Raw genomic sequence first — 18,590 nt, 5'->3', positions numbered from 1 at the left:
AGGCCTTGCCGGCACTCCGGGGCTATTCCAGGCACTGCTTTGAGCGGGATTCTAATCTCAATGGTGTGCAACGTCAAATGTCTTATGTCTTATATAAGAGTTGGCAATGCGAAACACGGAAGGCGGGGTTGCATGGCGGGAGGCGGCCTTGTCGGGCGCGGTCGGGCGGGCGAGTGCAGGGTGTCGGCTCAGGCCGCCGGTGCCGCACATATCTGCACAAGCCCGCAGGAAACGGTACACACCGGGCGCGTTCGGGCCGCTACGCTTGCCGTCACGCAGCTTGCAATCGGGTTTCGGAACTGGAGGCGGAAGTCGTCGCGCCCCTGTCGATTCGACCCGGGCGGCGGCGATTTCCTTGACTCCGGCGATCCACGACATGCGCTCCAGAGACGCGATTTTCCTGATGGCGACGCTCGTCGCGTCGCCGGCCGTTCACGCGGCCGCGCCCGGCGACGAAGCGCGCGACGCGGCGAGCCGGCCGGTCGCGCTGGTCTATCGCGGGCCTGCCGCCTGCGACGGGTGCCCCGAAACCATCGCCAGACGCCTGCGGGAATCGGACTACCGGTTCCGGGTGATCTACGTGGGGCCGGCGGAACGGCTCAAGATCACGCCCGCGGCGCTGGCCGGTGCGGCGCTCTATGTGCAGCCCGGCGGCGGGCAGGACATTCCCGGCGCGGCCGCCAGCATCGGTCGGCCTGCGATCAGGGCCGTGCGGCATTACGTGGCGAACGGCGGCCGATACCTGGGGCTCTGCATGGGCGCCTACCTGGCCGGCGCGCAGGGGTTCGGGCTGGTTGCCGGCGATATCGACTCCGAGGTCGACCGGCCGGGCTCGACGCTTCACGGCATCGCGGACACGGTGACGCCGGTCGTCTGGCGCGGGAAAAAGCGCTGGATCTATTATCAGGACGGCGCGAGGCTCCCGGTCGCGCCGATCGGCTCCGGCGGGATCGTGCTGGCGATCTACCCGAACAAGGACATCGCCGCCGCCACGTACCGCTACGGCAAAGGACGCGTCGGCCTTGCCGGCCCGCATCCGGAGGCCGATGAAAGCTGGTATCGCCAGAACGGCCTGTCGAACCCGGACGGCGTGGTGCCGGACATGGCCTACGACCTGATCAACGCGACGATGAAGCCGTAGCGAAGCGGCCGCGGGGCGTGGCCTATTTCCGCTTGGCGCGATACGCGTCGAGATTTTTCCGTGCCTGCGCGCGGATCGCGCGCTGCATGAAAGGCGTCCAGCCGAGCAGCGCGCCCTTCATCCCGAGCGCCTGACGCGCCCAGCGCCACAGGTCGAAATGGTCGCGATGCTCGACGATGCGTCCGTCGCGAAACCGGAAACGCGCGTCGATCCGGTTGACCACCCTCCGTCCGGTCGCGGCGAACCGGTAGTCCGCGCGCCATTTCGCGCGCCCGGCCTGGTCGTCCGCGGCGACTTCGCCGAACGTCAGCGAGAATTCCTGCGCCCGCGCGACCAGCATCCGCCACATGTCGCGTGCGAGCTCGCCACGCAGCTCGCCGAACGCGGGATCGCTGAACACGATGTCGTCGGCATAGCACGCGAGCATCGTGTCGATGTCGCGCTGCTGGAAGGCCGTGTAGAAGCGCTGGATCAACGCGGTGTTCGGATCGGTCATGTCGGGGCGTAACGGGGCAGGGATGGCGGACGGCAACGTCCGTATCGGGACAGTGGGGCAGGCAGCGCGAACCGGCGCCCGCGACTTCGGGCGCGGCCGGCTCGTCGCCGGATGCGGCGCGTCAGCGGGCCGCCATCGCGACGTCCTGATCGCTGCGTCCCGTCACCAGGCAGCCCGACATGAACGCCTCACTCTGGCTACCGGCGGCGGCTTCGCCGAAGCCGCGACCGAGCGCGTCGGCCTTGACCTGCGCGGCGCCTTGCTCGCACGCGAGCGGGCTGGCGTCGCGGCCCTGCGCGTGCAGGATCGCGCGATCGCCGATGAGATAGGCCAGCAGTGCAAAAACGGCGATATGTACGGCTCGTCTCATGGTTCGTCTCCTCGTCGCTCAAGCGTAACGCGGACACGTTCGACGAAGCACTTGGGGCTTCCCCCGGTAAACGTCTGCTGAAAGCGCTGGCGGAGCGGACGATCCTGTCCCGTTTTTCGGTCGCCGTCCGACGAGCGGCCAATGCGCGGGAGTTTGACGAATGTCAGGGTGCGGGCGGGCGGCGGCGGTCGCACGGCCGTTCGAAGCGATAGCATGAATGCATGATTTGACGGCATGCGATGCGGGGTCGACGCATCGGGTCCGGCAAGCACGCAGGTGTCGAATATCGCTGTCTAAATAGTGAGGAAACCAAAATGTTGAACGTCTCTTCCGTCCTGATCAGTCTTGCCCCGATGTGGGCCATCCTGCTGCTGGCGTCTTCGGCGGCCGCCTATTTCGTGTTCTGGCGCAAGGTCATCGATTGAGCGCCGCGCGACAGCGTGCGCACGATGCGCACGCATGACGCGCCGTTTCCGTCATTGCACCGCCGTCACCGGCACATTCGAAATCCGCACCAGCCGCGCCATCACGCTGCGCCGAAACACCGACATCAACGCGTGCAGCGGATCGCGTCGCGGCCCGGCCACGACGATCTCGTCGCACCCGGTCTCGGCCGCCGTGGCCGCGATCGTGTCGGCCACCGGCCCGACCTTCATCACGACGCTGAACTTCACGTCCGCATCGCGCAGGATCCGCTCGGCCATCGCGAGATCGTCGGTCGCGAATTGCGTCTCGATCGCGCGCAACCGCGACAGCGGGTGATAGGCCTCGAGCCGCGTCGATTCCAGCGGCGCCTGCACGTTGATCAGCACGACCTCCGATGCGCAGCGCTCGCGATACAGAAACGTCGCGTGCCGGACGGCCTGAAGCGAGCGCGGTGAATGACCGACCGGAACCAGCAGCTTGAGCATGGACGATGAACCCGGAAACGAAGTGCTTCCAGCGTAGCGTGCGGCCGCACGAAGCGATCTAAAGAGATCGGCCGGCCGCATAAAAATGTCGTTAACGCGCGCGGTCCCGTGACGCACCGATTAAAAATATAAGAAATTTAAGTTTATGCGCATAAACGGCAGCGAGCGGCGTCGCCCGTTCCGCCCGGTCGTCGCCGGCCGTTCGCGCGAGCGCGATTCAGTCGGATCCGCAATGAATTGCGCCGCAAAATATCGGAGGTCGCCCGGGGCGCGTCGCGTAGAGTAGAGCGTCGGCCGCCGCCCGGCGGCGCGCCATCCGCTACCGCTTCCCAGGAGACCCCGCATGCCGCACGGCGCCCCGCAGTTTCTCGCTCCCGCTTCCATTTCCGTCGATCCGGTCGTACGCCTGTCGGCCGGCGAGCTCGCGTCGGCGATCCGCAGCAAGGCGGTGTCGTGCGTCGAGACGATGCGTGCGTATCTCGATCACATCGAGCGCGTGAACGGCGCGATCAACGCGATCGTCGCGCTGCGCGATCGCGATGCGCTGCTGGCGGAAGCCGCGGAAAAGGACGCGGAGCTGGCGCGCGGCGAGTATCGCGGCTGGCTGCACGGGATGCCGCAGGCGCCGAAGGATCTGGCGATGACGAAGGGGCTGCGCACGACCTACGGCTCGCCGATCTTCCGCGAGAACGTACCGCAGGCCGATTCCGTCGGCGTCGCGCGGATGCGCGCGGCCGGCGCGATCTTCATCGGCAAGACCAATACGCCCGAGTTCGGGCTCGGTTCGCATACGTTCAACGAAGTCTACGGCGCGACGCGCAACCCGTACGACCTGACGAAGAGCGCGGGCGGCAGCAGCGGCGGCACGGCGGCGGCGCTCGCGTCGCGGATGCTGCCGGTGGCGGACGGCAGCGATTTCGGCGGGTCGCTGCGCAACCCGGCCGCGTTCTGCAACATCTACGGCTTTCGCCCGTCGCAGGGCCGCGTGCCGCGCTGGCCGGGCGTCGACGTGTTCATGCAGCAGCTCGGCATCGAAGGGCCGATGGGGCGCACCGTCGGCGACGTCGCGCAACTGCTCGCGATCCAGGCCGGCTACGACCGCAACGATCCGCTGTCGCTCGCGGACGATCCGGCGGTGTTCGCGCAGCCGCTCGACGCGGACCTGCGCGGCAAGCGCATCGCGTGGGTCGGCGACTGGAACGGTTATCTCGCGACCGAGGCCGGCGTGCTCGCGCAGTGCGAGCACGGGCTGGCGACGCTGCGCGAGATCGGCTGCGACGTCGATGCCGCGCTGCCGGCGTTCGCACCCGACCGGATCTGGCGTCTGTGGCTCGCGCACCGGCACCTGCTGTCGGGCGGCGGGCTGCTCGCGCACTATCGCGACCCGGCGCGCCGTGCGCTGCTGAAGCCCGAGGCGATCTACGAGGTCGAAGGGCTGCTCGCGCTGCAGGGCGCGGCGGTGTTCGATGCGAGCGTCGAACGGACCGCGTGGCATCAGGCAGTGCTGAGCTTCTTCGATCGCTACGACTTCATCGCGGCGCCGACCGCGCAGGTGTTCCCGTTCGACGTCGACCAGCGCTGGCCGAAGGAGATCGCGGGCCGCGCGATGGACACCTACCACCGCTGGATGGAAACGGTCGTGCCGTGGACGCTGGCCGGCTGCCCGGTGATCAACGTGCCGGTCGGCTTCAACGACGCGGGGTTGCCAATGGGGATGCAACTGATCGGGCGTCCGCGCGCCGATCTCGCCGTGCTGCAGCTTGCGCGCGGCTACGAGCGGGCGGCCGACTGGGTGGCCCGGCGCGTGCCGGCGTGGATGGCCGCGTGATGCCGCGGCAGGCGGGCAACCGGTAGCCGGTAGCCAGTTGCCGGGGTGACGGAGCGGGCGGCGACGAGCTGCCCGTTTCGTTTTGCATCGCTCGACGCGACGTTCGCGGGCGCCCGCCGGACCCGACATCCGCCATTGATGCAGCCGGAGAACGAATCGGGATGCGCGCACGACATCGCTCGGCAAACGCGCGCGAATCTGCGTGACGGGGCCCGTCGGTCGCCGAATTGCAAGCGGCGCCGCCGCCGGATTTCGTTTCGATGTGTTTCAGTCGTTGCGGCGGCGCGCGACGCGCTTCGACAATATCGCCTCGACAATTCGGGCACGAGGAACACACATGAAGCACATTCGCGCGACGGGCCGGCATCTGGCCTCGGCAGGCATCGCGTTCGGCATCCTGGTGAGCGGCGCCGCGCACGCGCAGCTCGACCTGCAGTCGCTCGGCGCGTCGCTGCTCGGCGGCGGGCAGCAGCAGGCGGCGCCTGCGCAGGGCGGTGTCGCGCAATTGCTGCAGGCCTATGTCGGGGCGAACCAGCAGGTGCTGAACGGCCAGTCGTCGCTCGCATCGGCGATGGGTCTGACGGGGGCGGCCGGGCAGGCGCAGCAGGCCGCGAGTCAGTTGTCCGGTGCCGATGCACTGTCGCCGGCCACGCTGTCGCAGATGGGCGGCGCGCAGCAATCGGTGTCGCAGGCGCTCGGCCAGGCGTTCGCGAGCGGCGGCGCCACGCACGGCCCGATCGACAAGCAGGCGTTCAGCAACGGGCTCGCGTCGCTCGGGCAGGGGCTCACGCAGTATTCGCAACTGCAGTCGGGGCTCGGCAATCTCGGTTCGACGAGCGCCGCGTCGTTGCTGCAGTCGGGCCTGAATCCGCAGAACATGCAGGCCGCGTCGTATATCGCGCAAAGCGCGCCGGGCCAGTTGCAGTCGCTGGCCGCGACGCTCGGCCAGGCCGTCCAGTTCGCGACGAGCCAGGGCATTTCGGTGCCGTCGGTCGCGTCGTCCGCGCTGAAGCTGCTGCCGTAACGTCAACGTGGCGCGGATGTGCGCGCGATGCGCGGCCCGCATCGCGCGCGTCGACCACGAACAATCGCCCCGCACAACATGGGGATTGCGCGCGATGCTATCGTGGCGGGTCCCTTTTATCGGTGCCGGTTCATGACTGACTCGTTCGACCTCTCGCGCTATTTCTCCCGCATCGGCTACGACGGCCCGGCCGCGCCGACGCTGGACGTGCTGCGCCGGCTGCATCTGCTGCATCCGCAGGCGATTCCGTTCGAAAACCTCAATCCGCTGACCGGCGCGCGCGTCGCGCTCGACCTGCCCGCGATCGTCGACAAGGTGGTCGAACGCCGCCGCGGCGGCTACTGCTTCGAACTCAACAAGCTGTTCTACACCGCGCTCACGACGATCGGTTTTCGCGTCACGCCGCTGATCGCGCGCGTGCGCTGGATGCGGCCGCCCGAGATCGTCACCGCGCAGACGCACATGTTGCTGCGCATCGACCTCGACGGGGCCGCGTGGCTCGCGGACATCGGCTTCGGCAGCGCGACGCTGACCGCGCCGCTGCGCTTCGTGCCGGGCGAGCGGCAACTGACGCCGCACGGCGCGTTTCGCGTGATCGACGCGCCGGTCGACGGCGAATTCGACATGCAGTTCGAAATCCCCGACGGCTGGCAGACGACCTACCGCTTCTCGCTGAAGCCGGCCGAATGGATCGATTACGACGCCGCGAACTGGTTCACGTCGACCTATCCCGAATCGATCTTCGTGAACGACCTGATCGCGTGCCGCGTGCTGCCGGACGGCCGCGCGGCGCTGCTCAACACCGCGCTGACGTTGCGCGACGCGGCGGGGGCCGGGCGCACGGTCACGTTCGACAATGCTGCCGACTGGGCCGCGTGCCTGCGCGACACGATCGGCATCAATACGGCGGGGTTCGATCTCGACGCGCTGTTCGCGCGACTCGCGGCGCGCCCCGCGCGGTAACGCGAACACCCGACATCCGACGGCGGCCCGCACGCGGGCCGCGACCATCCCGCGATCACCCTCAGTTGACTTTTGCTAGATTGCTAGCATACTAGCACCCATGACCGACGAAGAAGTGAAGCAATTCAACGTGTACCTGCCGCTCGGCCTGATCCGGCAGGTCAAGCATCGCGCCATCGAAACGGAGCAATCGCTGTCCGCGCTGGTGGCCGACGCGTTGCGCGCGTACCTGGCCGCGCCGCCGTCCGGCGCGGAACCGTCCAACAAGGAGGAGTGACATGTCATCCGAGCGGATCGAAGCCGTGTATCTGACCACCCACAACTGGGGCAAGTCGGCGAAGTTCTTTCAGGCGCTGGGCTTCAGGCTGGAGTTCGAAACCGACCACAATTCGGGCCAGTTGCGCAGCGGCGACGGTCCGTTCCTGTTCATCGCCGAAGTGCCGCCGAGCGAAACGCCCGACATGCAGGTCGTGCTCAAGGTGGCCGACGAGCAGGCGGTGCAGCCGCAGCCGATCGTCGAGGTCGTCACGCCGTTCGAGGACACGCACTGGGGCACGCGCGACATGACGGTGCGCGATCCGGACGGCCGGGTGTGGCGCCTGCAGGCGCCGGGCAAGCAGGGCGCGTGAGGTCGACATGACGGCTATCCGCGAAGACGACGCGCCCGACAGCACGGCCGCGCGCGTCGCGCTGTGGCGCGCGCTGCACGTCGAGCTCGACGCGCCGCCGCATGTGCTCACGGACGAAATCGGGTTGCAATTGCTCGCGCCGGCACCCGGCTGGCAGCAGCGCGGCGACATGGATCCGCAGTTCACGCGGCCGTTTCGCGCGTCGATCGTCGCGCGGGCGCGCTTCATCGAGGATCTCGTGGCGGAGCAGGCCGCGCGCGGCGTGCGCCAGTACGTGATCCTCGGCGCGGGGCTCGACAGCTTCGTGCAGCGTCGGCCGGACATGGCGTCGCGCGTGACCGTGTTCGAAGTCGACCAGCCGGCGCCGCAGCGCTGGAAGCAGCGCCGCCTGGTCGAGCTCGGCTTCGGCGTGCCCGACTGGCTGCGCTTCGTGCCGGTGGATTTCGAGGCGAAGCAGTCGTGGCGCGACGCGCTCGTCGGTGCGGGCTTCGATGCCGGCAAGCCGGCGGTCGTCGTATCCACCGGCGTCAGCATGTACCTGACGCGCGAAGCGAATGCGGCCGCGCTGCGCGAAGTCGCGTCGCTCGCGCCGGGCTCGACGTTCGCGATGACGTTCCTGCTGCCGCTGGAGAACGCGGATCCGGACGTGCGCCCGGGGATGGAAATGGCCGCGAAGGGCGCGCGGGCGAGCGGCACGCCGTTCATCAGCTTCTTCATGCCGGACCAGATCCAGGCGCTCGCACGGGAGGCCGGCTTCGCGAAGGCCGAACACGTGTCGGCCGCCGAGCTGACGCGCCGTTACTTCGCCGAGCGCACCGACGGCCTGCGGCCGCCGAACCGCGCGGAAGAGCTGCTGGTCGCGACGGTCTGACCCGTCGCGTCCGTCACACTCGTCACGCGCGTTCGAGCACGGCCATCTCCCGCACGACCACGAGCAGCACCGCGAGGCTCGCGCCGCCGGACGCGCGCAGATCCGCGAGCAGGTGCTCGTAGCGCACCAGCGCGGCTTCGCGGCGCGCGCGCCACGCGCCGACGATCGTCTCCGGCGTGGTCGAATCCGGCGACTCCGCGAGCGCGCTCGTCGCGAGCGTGCGCTTGAGCCGCGCGACCTCCGCGAGTGCGGCGGCGCGCGCGAGCATGTCCCAGTGCGTCGGCGTCGGCAGGTTCGCCGCGCGTTCGCCGATCCACCCGTAATTGAGCAGCGTGCCGAGCGAGAAATAGACACCGGCGACGAGTTCGAGGCTGCGGTTGCAGGTCGCCGCCACTTCGGCGATGTCGAGCAGCGCGGCCGAGATGTCGCCGCTCGCGACGCGTACCGCGAGCGCGCTGTCGACGCCGGCGTCGACCAGCACGCGCTGCCGCTCGGACAACGCATCGAGATCGTCGGCCGGCAGCAGCGACGGCAGTTGCGGGGCGAGCCGCGCCGCCGCGTCGCGACAGCGCGCGATCAGCTCGGCGACGCCGCCGTCGGCCACCGCGCCCGACTGCAGATGCCGCAGGAACCACAGCGCCGCGCGCTCCAGCAGCCGCGCGACGTCGACGAACATGCGCGCCTGCACGTCGTCGGCGACGCGGTTGTCGAGCGCGTCGATGTCGCGCCATACCGCATCGAGATCGAACACGTCGCGCGCCATGATGCACGCGCGGACGATGTCGCCCGGCTTCGCGTCGGTTTCCTCCATCAGCCGGTGCACGAATGCGCAGCCGACACGGTTCACGAGCGCGTTGGTCAGATGCGTCGCGAGAATCTCGCGGCGCAGCGGATGGCGGCGCATCGGCTCGCTGAAGCGCTGTTGCAGCGGCTTCGGGAAGTAGTCGACGAGCATCGCGGCCACCAGCGGATCCTCGGGCACGTCGGACTCGAGCAGCGCATCGTAGAGCCACATCTTGCTGTACGCGAGCAGCACCGCGCGCTCCGGCGACGTGAGGCCGAGCTTCGCGGCCTGCCGCTCGGCGACTTCGTCGTCGGTCGGCAGGAATTCGATCACGCGATTCAGGCGGCCCGCGCGTTCGAGCCAGCGCATCAGGCGCGCCTCGGCGTCGAGCAGCTCGACCGCATAGCGGCCCGCGATCGACAGCGCCTGCGTCTGGTAGTAGTTGTCGCGCAGCACCAGCAGTCCGACTTCGTCGGTCATCTCGGCGAGCAGTGCGTTGCGCTGCTTCTCGGTCATCTCGCCGTCGGACACGACGAGCCCGAGCAGGATCTTGATGTTGACTTCGTGATCCGAACAATCGACGCCGGCCGAGTTGTCGATCGCATCGGTGTTGATGCGGCCGCCGCGCTGCGCGAACTCGATGCGGCCGAACTGCGTGCAGCCGAGATTGCCGCCTTCGCCGACGACCTTGCAGCGCAGGTCCGCGCCGTTCACGCGCACCGCGTCGTTCGCGCGGTCGCCGACCTGCGCGTGGGTTTCGCGCGCCGCCTTCACGTAGGTGCCGATGCCGCCGTTGTACAGCAGGTCGACCGGCGCCTGCAGGATCGCGCGGATCAATTCGGTCGGCGGCAGCGCGTGCGCGTCGATGCCGAGCGCGGCCTGTACCGCCGGCGACAGCGGGATCGTCTTCGCGGTGCGCGGATACACGCCGCCGCCCGCCGAAATCACCGACGTATCGTAGTCGGCCCAGCTCGAGCGCTCAAGCGCGAACATGCGCTGGCGCTCCGCGAAGCTCGTCGCCGGGTCGGGGTTCGGGTCGAGGAAAATGTGCCGGTGATCGAACGCGGCGACGAGCCGGATATGCGGCGACAGCAGCATCCCGTTGCCGAACACGTCGCCCGACATGTCGCCGACGCCGACCACGGTGAAGTCGGTCGTCTGCGTGTCGATGCCCATCTCGCGGAAGTGCCGTTTCACCGATTCCCACGCGCCGCGCGCGGTGATCGCCATCTTCTTGTGGTCGTAGCCGACCGAGCCGCCGGACGCGAACGCGTCGTCGAGCCAGAAGCCGTATTCGTGCGAGATCGCGTTCGCGTAGTCGGAGAAGGTGGCCGTGCCCTTGTCGGCGGCGACGACGAGATACGGATCGTCGGGGTCGTGGCGCACCACGTCGGGCGGCGGCACGATCGCGGTGCCGGCGAGGTTGTCGGTCAGGTCGAGCAGCCCGCGCAGGAATGTCTGGTAGCACGCGATGCCTTCGCGCATCCATGCCTCGCGATCGCTCTGCGGCGGCGGGTTCTTCACGACGAAGCCGCCTTTCGAGCCGACCGGCACGATCACGACGTTCTTCACCATCTGTGCCTTCATCAGCCCGAGCACCTCGGTGCGGAAATCCTCGCGGCGATCCGACCAGCGCAGGCCGCCGCGCGCGACGCGCCCGCCGCGCAGGTGCACGCCCTCGACGCGCGGCGAATACACCCAGATCTCGAACATCGGCTTCGGTTCGGGCAGGCCGGGCACCTTCGCCGGGTTGAACTTGAACGACAGGTACGGCTTCGATTCGCCGTTCGCGTCGGCGAGGAAGTAGTTCGTGCGTTCGGTCGCGTTGATCACGCCGAGGAACTGGCGCAGGATGCGGTCCTCGTCGAGGTTCGGCACCTGGTCGAGCGCGCCTTCGATCGCCTTCAGCAGCCGTTCGGCCTGCACGTCGCGCGTGTCGCCGATCCGCGGGTCGAAGCGCAGCACGAACAGCTCGACGAGTTGCCGCGCGATCGCCGGGTTGCCGGTCAGCGCGCGCTCGATATACGCGTCGCTGAAGGTCGAGCCGACCTGCCGCAGATATTTCGCATACGCGCGCAGGATCGTCACTTCGCGGGCGCTCAGGTGCGCGCGCAGCACGAGGCGGTTGAAGTCGTCGTTCTCGATCCGGCCGCTCCAGATCCGGTCGAACGCATCCTCGAACAGGCCTTTCACGCGCTCGATGTCGAACTCGGTATCGTCGGCGAGCTCGAGGCCGAAATCGTGTACCCATGCATGCGCGGCATCCTGCGTCTGGATCCGGTATGGCCGCTCCTCGTCGACGCGCACGCCGAGGTGTTCGAGCATCGGCAGGCTGCGCGACAGCGCGATCGGGTCGCCCGCGCGATACACCTTGAAGCGGAACGCGCGCGGCTCGGCCTCGATCGGCCGGTACAGGTTCATCGCGAGCTGGCCCGAATCCTTCACGCGCTCGATCAGCTCGATGTCGCGCACGGCCGTGCGCGCCGGATAGTCGTCGCGATAGCCGGCCGGGAACGACTCGGCATAGCGCTGCAGCAGGCGGTTGCCTTGCTCTTCGCCGAATGCGTCGAGCAGCGCGTCGGCGAGATCGTCCTGCCAGCGGCGCGTGACCTGCACGAGCCGCGTTTCGAGTTCGCGCGTGTCGACGTCGGGCATCGTGCCGGGTTCGGCATGCACGACGAAATGAATCCGCGCGATCGCCGATTCCGACAGCAGCGGCGTGAATTCGACGTTCACGCCGTTGTACGCGTCGACCAGCAGCTTCGCGATGCGGCGGCGCAGGTCGGTGTTGTACTTGTCGCGCGGCACGAACACGAGGCACGACACGAAGCGGTCGAACCGGTCGCGGCGCACGAACAGGCGCGTGCGCTGGTGTTCCTGCAGGCGCAGGATGCCGAGCGCGATGTCGTAGAGCTGGTCTTCGTCGGCCTGGAACAGTTCGTCGCGCGGATAGGTTTCGAGCACCGTCACGAGCGATTTGCCGAGATGTCCCTTCGGCAGGAAGCCCGCGCGCCGCAGGATGTTCGCGCACTTGCGGCGCACGATCGGGATCTCGGCCGTCGACACCATGTACGCGGTCGACGTGTAGAGCCCGATGAAGCGGCGCTCGCCGACGACCTTGCCGTCGGCGCCGACGAGTTTCACGCCGACGTAGTCGAGATAGCCGGGCCGGTGCACCGTCGCGCGCGAATTCGCCTTGGTCAGGAAGATCGGCCACGCGCCGGTGATGATGTCGGCGGCGGCCTGCGGCAGCGGCGTCACGTCGGGCGCGCCGGACGTGCGCAGCGCTTCGCGCAGGATGCCGAAGCCCGAGCCCTCGATGCCGCGCAGCCCGAAGCCCGTACCGTCCGATACGAGCGCGTAGTCGCGCTGGCCGAGGAACGTGAAGTGATCGGCGGCCATCCATTCGAGGAACGCGCGCGCCTCGATGTCCTCCGCGGTCGATTCGCGCGCCTTCATCTCCTTGATGGTCGCGCGCACGATGTCGACGATCTTCGGCCAGTCCTCGACCGACGCGCGCACGTCGCCGAGCACGCGCGCGATGTCCTCGCGCAGCGTGTCGAGCAATGCGGCGTCGCCGCAGCGGTCGACTTCGAAATGGATGAACGACGCGAGCTGCGACTGGCCGTCGCCGGACGTCGCGCCGCCCGCGTCGACCCGCTCGATGCCGCCGCCGGCGCCGCGCCAGATGCGGAACACCGGATGCAGCGCCGAATGCAGCGCGAGCCCGAGGCGGTTGACGGCCATCGTCACCGAGTCGACGAGGAACGGCATGTCGTCGTTGACGATCTCGATCACCGTGTGGTCGGAATGCCAGCCGTGCTGTTCGAGGATCGGGTTATACACGCGCAGGCGTTCGCTGCCGGGCACGAATTTCTGGGCGGTCTGCCAGTGCGCCATCGCGGCGCCGTACAGGTCGGCGATGCTGCGGTTCTGCAGATCGTCGGCATCGACGAAATCGTAGTAATGACGCAGGAAGGGTTCGACGATCCGGAACGTGGCTTCGGGCAGCCGAGCGCGCGCGAATTCGACGACGTCGGAGAGCAGGTGTGCGACGACTTCCTCGTTCTTCGCTTCCATGGCGGTCTCCTCGTCGGGTGGCCATTGGCGGCTGCGTCTGTCCGGCATTATGCGCCGATTGCGTGACAAAGCGATGTGCGGGCGCACAACGGCGGCGGGCGGTGGAGCGGGCCTGCGGCGCCCGTCGCGGACGCCGCGGTGCAGGGTTCAGCGCAGGGCGGGCGACGCCGGCGCGACGCCGCCTTCGGCGCTCAGCGCTCGTCGCTCCACAGCTTGCCGGCCGTCGCCCAGTTCTCCTTTTTCACGTCGGTCAGGATGATGTCGACCGAGCCTGGCGCGCAGCCGAGCGTCTCGCACGTGACGCGCGTGATCGCTTCGACGAAGGCGCGCTTCTGGTCGACGGTGCGGCCTTCGAACAGCTGGATATTGAAAGTCGGCATGGCAAATGCTCCGGTTGAGGTTGAACGATTGACGATGAACGATTCGGTCGGGTGCGGACGTGGCGTCAGTCGCGATACGACGGATCGATCCGGTCGAGGCGGCGCAGCAGCGCCGGCCATTCCAGTTCGCCTTCGATCGCGCCGCCGTCGCGCAGTTGTTCGGCGGTGCGCGCGGCGACGGCCGGTTCCGGCAGCACGAGCGGCCCGCCGCCGGCCTGCGCGCGAACCTGGATGTCGCACGCCTTGATCAGCGTATCCATCAGCACGTACGCTTCGGCGACGGTGCGGCCGACCGTCAGCGTGCCGTGATTGCGCAGCAGCATCGCGGATTTCGCGCCGAGGCTCGCGGTCAGCCGCGCGCCTTCGGCCGGCGAGAACGCGAGCGCTTCGTAGTCGTGGTACGCGAGGTCGCCATGAAAACGCAACGCGTGCTGCGATGCGGGCAGCAGCCCGTCGCGCTGGATCGATACGGCGATGCCGGCCGTATTGTGCAGGTGCATCACGCAGACGGCGTCGGCGCGCGCCGCGTGCACGGCCGCATGCAGTGCGAAGCCGGTCACGTTGACCGCGTGCTCGCTGTCGCCGATCCGGTGGCCGGCGAGGTCGATCTTCACGAGGTTCGACGCGCGAACCTCGTCGAACGTGAGGCCGAACGGGTTGATCAGGAAGTGGCCGGGTTCGCCCGGAACGGTCGCGGACAGATGCGTGTAGATCAGGTCGTCCCAGCCGTTCAGCGCGACGAGCCGGTACGCGGCGGCGAGGTCGACCCGCAGCTTGCGTTCGGCGTCCGAGATCGGGCCGCCGGGCTTCACGGCATCAGGACGGTGTGCGAATGACGACATCGGGTTCTCCGAGGGTAAAGCGGCGCGCGACAGCGACGGTCACCCATGACGCGAGCGCGAACGGGGCCGTGAACGCGGGGATGCCCGCGCGCATCGCGAGCCACTGGATCAGCGCGGCGAGCGCGGCCGCCGCGAGCGCCGCACGCGGGCCGCGCGGCATCAGCGCGAGCGCGGCGAGGGCGCCGTTGAAGCCGAGCAGGCCGTCGGCGAACAGCGCGCCGCTTGCGCCCAGCGCGGCCAGCAGCACGGTCGACACGACCGCGCCGCCGAGCGCGAACGCGGCCGCGCGGCGCGATGCGACGGCGAGGCCGGCGACGATCAGCGCGCCGGCCCACGCGCCTTGCGCGAAGGTGGTCTGGGCGACGCCCGACAGCAGCGCGTCGGCGGCGGACGCGAGCGTCAGCACCGGGCCGGCGGCCGCGGCGTCCACATGCTGCAATGCGACAAACGGCAGCCACAGCGCGGTGACGGCCAGGCACGGGCCCGAATACGGGCACTGGCGCCAGCGGGCGAGCGGCACCCGCATCGCGCGTTGCACGAGCGCCGCGCCGATCGCGACCAGCGGCGCCAGCGCGACGGCGGCGAGCGGATGGGGCGCGAACAGCACGGCGATCAGCGCGGCCAGCGCGCCGTTGAAGCCGTGCAGGCCCTGTTCGACGTCGCGGCGGTCGGCGCCCGTCAGCACGGCCGTCATGCTGGCGGCGGCCGAGCCGACCAGCGCGGCGCACGCGAGCCGCAGGTCGGTCAGCGCCAGCGCGGCGAGCAGCAGCGCGCCGGTGAGCGCATGCGCCTGCAGCACGATCTGCCCGATGCCGCGCAGCAGGATGCGCAGGTCGATCGACGGCGGGACGGGGCGGGCGGTAGGCATGATGGCGGCGGAACAGGACGAGCCGCGAGCATAGGACACAATCCCATGCACCGGAATAGGGAATTCTGGATAGTCAGGATTTGTGCGACGATGCCCCGCAATGGGGAAACCGGGAGGTGGAACGATGCGCGAGGTGCGGTGGGCGTCGCTCGAAGGCGACGGGGTCGAACATCTGACGTTCGACCGCAGCGGCGGCGCGATCGTCGTCGAAAGCGCGGTGGTCGGCCAGCGGTACGGTCGCGCATACGGGCTCGCGTATCGCGTCGAGTGCGATGCGCAATGGCGCGTGACTTATGCGGTGCTCAAGGTGATGGGCGGCGGCACGCTGGCGTTGCGCGGCGACGGCGCCGGCCACTGGCGCGACGGCGCGGGCCGCCCGTTGCCGGCGCTCGACGGTTGCATCGACATCGACATCGCCGCGACGCCGTTCACCAATTCGCTGCCGATCGGCCGCCTCGGGCTCGCGCGCGGCGAGCGGCGGCCGATCGACGTCGCGTACATCTCGACGCCGGACCTGACGGTCGCGCCGGTCAAGCAGGCTTACGCGTGCATCGAACCGGGCCGGCGCTACCGCTACGAAGGGATCTTCCGGAATTTCACGGCCGAGATGGACATCGACGACGACGGGCTCGTCGTCGATTACGAGACGCTGTTCAGACGCCTGCCGGCGCCGCCGACGGCGCGCTGAACCGCGGCGTTCGTCGCCGCCGGTCGCTCCTGCGCGGACGCGAAGCGGTCGATCCGGGACGCGATCAGGTCCGGATGGCGCAGCACGATCCAGTGCGTGCCGTCGATTTCCTCGCGCACGTGGTCGCCGAGCCAGCGATCGAGGTTGACCGACATCTCGGGCGTCACGTAGCGGTCGCGCACCGGCACCAGGATCTGCACCGGCGCCTGCGCATACCGCTCACGCGGCTGGCGGGCCCGCGCGATGAAGTTCGCGCGGTACATCTGCATCCCGTTCAGCGCGTTCTTCAGTTGCACGGGATCGCGCTCGGCGCGCACGCGTTCGGTGAGCTGGAGCCAGCGCGGCCACAGCGCGGCGCCGCCGAGCCGCCATACCAGCGATGGCACGAGCGGCAGATGGAAGAACCCGATGTACCACGACTTCAGGCTCTGCTTGAGCCGCAGCTTCGCGCGGAACACGTGATCGAGGCACGGGCCCGAGATCGACGTGTACGACGCGATGCGGCCGCGGAACGCGGGGTCGGTCACGGCCTCCCAGCACTGGATCGAGCCCCAGTCGTGGCCGACGAGGTGGAACGGCCGGCCGCCGCAGGTCGCGTCGGCCACCGCCTTCAGGTCGCCGGCGAGCCGTTCGAGCGTGTAGTCGGCCCGGCGGCGCGGCGCATCGGATGCACCGGCGCCGCGCACGTCGTACGCGATCACGCGGTAGCGCTTCGCGAGCCGCGCGCGGACCGGCGCCCACACGGCCGCCGAGTCGGGATAGCCGTGCACGAGGATCAGCGGCGGCGCGCGCCGCGACCCGCTTACGTAGACGGCGAGTTTCACGTCGCCGGACTGGACGGTCAGCATCTCGTGAGCGCGCGCCATGGCGTCATGCCTGCGGCACCGGGTGCAGCGGCACGCGGCGCGGGGCGGCTTGCGCCGCGTAGCGCGCGTTGGTCGCGTCGATGTTGTCGAGCAGCGTGTCGAGCTCCTGCAGGTACTGATGGTTGTCGTGATCCCACGGGTGGAAACCCGGGCGGAAGTAGTCGAGCCATTCGCGCGCGATGCTCGGAAACACGCCGTGCTTCGGGCTGTACAGATACTTCACGAGGCGCCACATGCCGCCGAACTTGCCGTGTTCGCGACGGTGCGCGCGCATCAGGCGTACGTGGAAGTCGAACACGATGGCCCAGAAGAACACCGTCGTCGTCAGCATCGTGCCGGTGCGCAGCAGGTAGCTGCCGAGGCCCGGCTTCATCACGGTGCGCCATACGTCGTAGGACACCGCCTTGTGCTCGGTTTCCTCCATCGCGTGCCACATCCACATCTGCTGGTAGCCCTCGACCGAGCCGTCGATCCGGTGCTCGTGGCCCGACAGCAACTGGTTCGCGAGGATCGCCGTGTAGTGCTCGAGCGCGATCGTGATCGCCAGCTGCATCGAGTGCGGCAGCACCTTCTTGAACCAGCCGAGGATGGTCCACAGGCGCTTGTCGAGCTTGTGCGCGGGCAGCCCCGACGATTGCAGCAGGTCGTTGTATTCGATGTGCTCGCGCGTGTGCATCGCTTCCTGGCCGATGAAGCCGAGTACCTGCTTCTTCAACTCGGGATCCTCGATCCGGTCGCGGTAGTTGCGCACCGAATCCATGAAGAAGCGTTCGCCGGCCGGGAACAGCAGCGACAGCGCGTTCATGAAGTGCGTGACCGGCACGCCCTGCACGTGCCAGTCCTTCGCGCGTTCGGGCGGCAGCGCGAAACGGATGTCGCGCCGCACGGGCATCATGTTCGGGGTCGTCATGATTGTTCACCTCCCTGATTGCCTGCATTGTTGTAGGTCGCGTGCAGCGGGGCGGGCGCCGGCGCCGGCGCGCCGCGCGCGGCACGGCGGGCTTTCGCCGCCTCGCGGCGCGTCGCGAGCACGACGAGCGCCTGGTACGCGGCCGGCAGCACGCGCGCCATCCAGTCCGCGCCCTTCGCGTCGCGGCCGATCAGCACGCGGCGCTTGTTCTTGCGCACGCCGGCGAGGATCGTGCGCGCGGCGTCGTCGGCGGTCGTGATGAAGAACTTCTCGAAGCTGTCCTTGCCTTGCTGTTCGCTCTCGACGATGAAGCCGACCATGTTCTTCGCGACGCGGCTCGACTGCGCGATGTTCGTGCGGATGCCGCCCGGATGCACGCAGGTGGCCGACACGCCGCACTTCATCATGTCGAGTTCCTGGCGCAGCGATTCGGTGAAGCCGCGTACCGCGAACTTGGTCGCGTTGTAGCCGCTCATGCCCGGCTGCGCGAAGATCCCGAAGATGCTCGACGTGTTGATCACGTGGCCGTCGCCCGATGCCTTCAGGTGCGGCAGGAACGCCTTCGTGCCGTGCACGACGCCCCAGAAGTTGATGTTCACGATCCACTCGAGATCGCTGTATTCCATCCCTTCGATCGTGCTCGACAGCGCGACGCCCGCATTGTTGAAGATCAGGTTGACCTTGCCGTGCTCCTTCGCGGTGTCGTCGGCCCACGCGAACATCGCGTCGCGATCGCCGACGTCGAGCACGCGCGTCGACACGCGCACGTTCGGCGCGATCGCGCGGACGATCCGTTCGGTTTCCGCGAGGCCGACGCCGTTCTTGTCGGCGAGCGACACGTGGCAGCCGGCCTGCGCGAGCTGGATCGCGAGCGCGCGGCCCATGCCCGAGCCGGCTCCCGTGATCGCGGCCACCTTGTTGGCGAAATCTCTCATGTCG

Annotated in this window: 18 protein-coding genes; 8 read left to right on the top strand and 10 right to left on the bottom strand. The window is 68.9% G+C overall.

Annotated features, from left to right (window positions below; all coding sequences use genetic code 11):
• Positions 1–355: 355 nt before the first annotated feature.
• Positions 356–1,141, top strand: a complete 786-nt coding sequence (locus MMB92_RS08540) for a BPL-N domain-containing protein (RefSeq protein WP_226244748.1) — start codon at positions 356–358, stop codon at positions 1,139–1,141.
• A 22-nt stretch (positions 1,142–1,163) separates the two neighbouring features.
• On the opposite strand, the gene MMB92_RS08535 is transcribed toward MMB92_RS08540, so the two are convergent.
• From MMB92_RS08535 to MMB92_RS08525, 3 genes are all read right to left on the bottom strand, one after another.
• Positions 1,164–1,637 carry a nuclear transport factor 2 family protein gene (locus tag MMB92_RS08535; RefSeq protein WP_006487189.1) on the bottom strand — a complete coding sequence of 158 codons (474 nt, stop codon included), beginning with the start codon at positions 1,635–1,637 and terminating at the stop codon, positions 1,164–1,166.
• A 121-nt stretch (positions 1,638–1,758) separates the two neighbouring features.
• The gene (locus tag MMB92_RS08530; RefSeq protein ID WP_006487226.1) at positions 1,759–2,007 is read right to left on the bottom strand and encodes a hypothetical protein; all 249 of its coding nucleotides are present in this window, start codon (positions 2,005–2,007) and stop codon (positions 1,759–1,761) included.
• A 476-nt stretch (positions 2,008–2,483) separates the two neighbouring features.
• Positions 2,484–2,918 (bottom strand): universal stress protein, encoded by a 435-nt coding sequence (locus MMB92_RS08525; protein ID WP_012493398.1) that lies wholly within the window; start codon positions 2,916–2,918, stop codon positions 2,484–2,486.
• 343 nt (positions 2,919–3,261) lie between these two features.
• Between MMB92_RS08525 and MMB92_RS08520 the strand changes: the two genes are divergently transcribed.
• From MMB92_RS08520 to MMB92_RS08495, 6 genes are all read left to right on the top strand, one after another.
• Positions 3,262–4,746 carry an amidase gene (locus tag MMB92_RS08520; protein ID WP_006487199.1) on the top strand — a complete coding sequence of 495 codons (1,485 nt, stop codon included), beginning with the start codon at positions 3,262–3,264 and terminating at the stop codon, positions 4,744–4,746.
• Positions 4,747–5,083: 337 nt separating this feature from the next.
• Positions 5,084–5,770, top strand: coding sequence for a hypothetical protein (locus MMB92_RS08515; RefSeq protein WP_012493397.1), 687 nt, complete (start codon positions 5,084–5,086; stop codon positions 5,768–5,770).
• Between the two features lie 132 nt (positions 5,771–5,902).
• Entirely contained in the window at positions 5,903–6,733 is an 831-nt protein-coding gene (locus MMB92_RS08510; protein WP_012493396.1) for an arylamine N-acetyltransferase, read from the top strand.
• Between the two features lie 100 nt (positions 6,734–6,833).
• Positions 6,834–7,010 (top strand): ribbon-helix-helix protein, CopG family, encoded by a 177-nt coding sequence (locus MMB92_RS08505; protein ID WP_006487211.1) that lies wholly within the window; start codon positions 6,834–6,836, stop codon positions 7,008–7,010.
• A 1-nt stretch (position 7,011) separates the two neighbouring features.
• Complete coding sequence (locus MMB92_RS08500) at positions 7,012–7,362, top strand: glyoxalase/bleomycin resistance/dioxygenase family protein (protein ID WP_058903245.1); 351 nt, start codon at positions 7,012–7,014, stop codon at positions 7,360–7,362.
• Between the two features lie 7 nt (positions 7,363–7,369).
• Entirely contained in the window at positions 7,370–8,233 is an 864-nt protein-coding gene (locus MMB92_RS08495; protein WP_006487235.1) for a class I SAM-dependent methyltransferase, read from the top strand.
• A gap of 22 nt (positions 8,234–8,255) precedes the next feature.
• On the opposite strand, the gene MMB92_RS08490 is transcribed toward MMB92_RS08495, so the two are convergent.
• The 4 genes from MMB92_RS08490 to MMB92_RS08475 all read right to left on the bottom strand — a co-directional run bounded on the left by MMB92_RS08490 (position 8,256) and on the right by MMB92_RS08475 (position 15,187).
• A complete protein-coding gene (locus tag MMB92_RS08490) occupies positions 8,256–13,097 on the bottom strand; it encodes an NAD-glutamate dehydrogenase (RefSeq protein WP_109342563.1) in 4,842 nt (1,613 codons plus the stop codon).
• 191 nt (positions 13,098–13,288) lie between these two features.
• Positions 13,289–13,477: a 4-oxalocrotonate tautomerase gene (locus tag MMB92_RS08485; RefSeq protein WP_006487223.1), complete on the bottom strand. Its 189-nt coding sequence runs from the start codon at positions 13,475–13,477 to the stop codon at positions 13,289–13,291.
• Between the two features lie 65 nt (positions 13,478–13,542).
• Positions 13,543–14,319, bottom strand: coding sequence for a class II aldolase/adducin family protein (locus tag MMB92_RS08480; protein ID WP_062884805.1), 777 nt, complete (start codon positions 14,317–14,319; stop codon positions 13,543–13,545).
• Positions 14,294–15,187: an urea transporter gene (locus MMB92_RS08475; protein ID WP_277562646.1), complete on the bottom strand. Its 894-nt coding sequence runs from the start codon at positions 15,185–15,187 to the stop codon at positions 14,294–14,296. Before MMB92_RS08475 ends, MMB92_RS08480 begins: the two co-directional genes overlap by 26 nt.
• A gap of 124 nt (positions 15,188–15,311) precedes the next feature.
• Here MMB92_RS08475 and MMB92_RS08470 point away from each other — a divergent pair, with 124 nt between their 5' ends.
• Entirely contained in the window at positions 15,312–15,875 is a 564-nt protein-coding gene (locus tag MMB92_RS08470) for a putative glycolipid-binding domain-containing protein (RefSeq protein ID WP_006496948.1), read from the top strand.
• Here the strand turns inward: MMB92_RS08470 and MMB92_RS08465 are convergent.
• The 3 genes from MMB92_RS08465 to MMB92_RS08455 are packed head-to-tail and all read right to left on the bottom strand — an operon-like array spanning position 15,827 to position 18,586.
• Entirely contained in the window at positions 15,827–16,741 is a 915-nt protein-coding gene (locus tag MMB92_RS08465) for an alpha/beta fold hydrolase (protein WP_277562645.1), read from the bottom strand. The two genes, MMB92_RS08470 and MMB92_RS08465, sit on opposite strands and share 49 nt — an antisense overlap.
• A 4-nt stretch (positions 16,742–16,745) precedes the next feature.
• A complete protein-coding gene (locus MMB92_RS08460) occupies positions 16,746–17,651 on the bottom strand; it encodes a metal-dependent hydrolase (protein WP_034202192.1) in 906 nt (301 codons plus the stop codon).
• A complete protein-coding gene (locus tag MMB92_RS08455; RefSeq protein WP_006496951.1) occupies positions 17,648–18,586 on the bottom strand; it encodes an SDR family oxidoreductase in 939 nt (312 codons plus the stop codon). The genes MMB92_RS08460 and MMB92_RS08455 overlap by 4 nt, the downstream gene beginning before the upstream one ends.
• Positions 18,587–18,590: the final 4 nt, after the last annotated feature.

This window comes from Burkholderia sp. IO2 (assembly GCF_029522185.1).
Taxonomy (GTDB): Bacteria; Pseudomonadota; Gammaproteobacteria; order Burkholderiales; family Burkholderiaceae; genus Burkholderia; species Burkholderia cenocepacia.
The sequence above is the reverse complement of the archived record's forward strand: the minus strand, read 5'-3'. Positions and strand labels throughout refer to the sequence as shown.

Bases quoted from the DNA above. Each gene is read 5' to 3' on its own strand.
- MMB92_RS08470 (WP_006496948.1), top strand. From the start codon at position 15,312: ATGCGCGAGGTGCGGTGGGCGTCGCTCGAAGGCGACGGGGTCGAACAT.
- MMB92_RS08490 (WP_109342563.1), bottom strand. From the start codon at position 13,097: ATGGAAGCGAAGAACGAGGAAGTCGTCGCACACCTGCTCTCCGACGTC.
- MMB92_RS08515 (WP_012493397.1), top strand. From the start codon at position 5,084: ATGAAGCACATTCGCGCGACGGGCCGGCATCTGGCCTCGGCAGGCATC.
- MMB92_RS08460 (WP_034202192.1), bottom strand. From the start codon at position 17,651: ATGACGACCCCGAACATGATGCCCGTGCGGCGCGACATCCGTTTCGCG.
- MMB92_RS08475 (WP_277562646.1), bottom strand. From the start codon at position 15,187: ATGCCTACCGCCCGCCCCGTCCCGCCGTCGATCGACCTGCGCATCCTG.
- MMB92_RS08500 (WP_058903245.1), top strand. From the start codon at position 7,012: ATGTCATCCGAGCGGATCGAAGCCGTGTATCTGACCACCCACAACTGG.
- MMB92_RS08530 (WP_006487226.1), bottom strand. From the start codon at position 2,007: ATGAGACGAGCCGTACATATCGCCGTTTTTGCACTGCTGGCCTATCTC.
- MMB92_RS08535 (WP_006487189.1), bottom strand. From the start codon at position 1,637: ATGACCGATCCGAACACCGCGTTGATCCAGCGCTTCTACACGGCCTTC.
- MMB92_RS08465 (WP_277562645.1), bottom strand. From the start codon at position 16,741: ATGGCGCGCGCTCACGAGATGCTGACCGTCCAGTCCGGCGACGTGAAA.
- MMB92_RS08510 (WP_012493396.1), top strand. From the start codon at position 5,903: ATGACTGACTCGTTCGACCTCTCGCGCTATTTCTCCCGCATCGGCTAC.
- MMB92_RS08525 (WP_012493398.1), bottom strand. From the start codon at position 2,918: ATGCTCAAGCTGCTGGTTCCGGTCGGTCATTCACCGCGCTCGCTTCAG.
- MMB92_RS08520 (WP_006487199.1), top strand. From the start codon at position 3,262: ATGCCGCACGGCGCCCCGCAGTTTCTCGCTCCCGCTTCCATTTCCGTC.
- MMB92_RS08480 (WP_062884805.1), bottom strand. From the start codon at position 14,319: ATGTCGTCATTCGCACACCGTCCTGATGCCGTGAAGCCCGGCGGCCCG.
- MMB92_RS08455 (WP_006496951.1), bottom strand. From the start codon at position 18,586: ATGAGAGATTTCGCCAACAAGGTGGCCGCGATCACGGGAGCCGGCTCG.
- MMB92_RS08495 (WP_006487235.1), top strand. From the start codon at position 7,370: ATGACGGCTATCCGCGAAGACGACGCGCCCGACAGCACGGCCGCGCGC.
- MMB92_RS08505 (WP_006487211.1), top strand. From the start codon at position 6,834: ATGACCGACGAAGAAGTGAAGCAATTCAACGTGTACCTGCCGCTCGGC.
- MMB92_RS08485 (WP_006487223.1), bottom strand. From the start codon at position 13,477: ATGCCGACTTTCAATATCCAGCTGTTCGAAGGCCGCACCGTCGACCAG.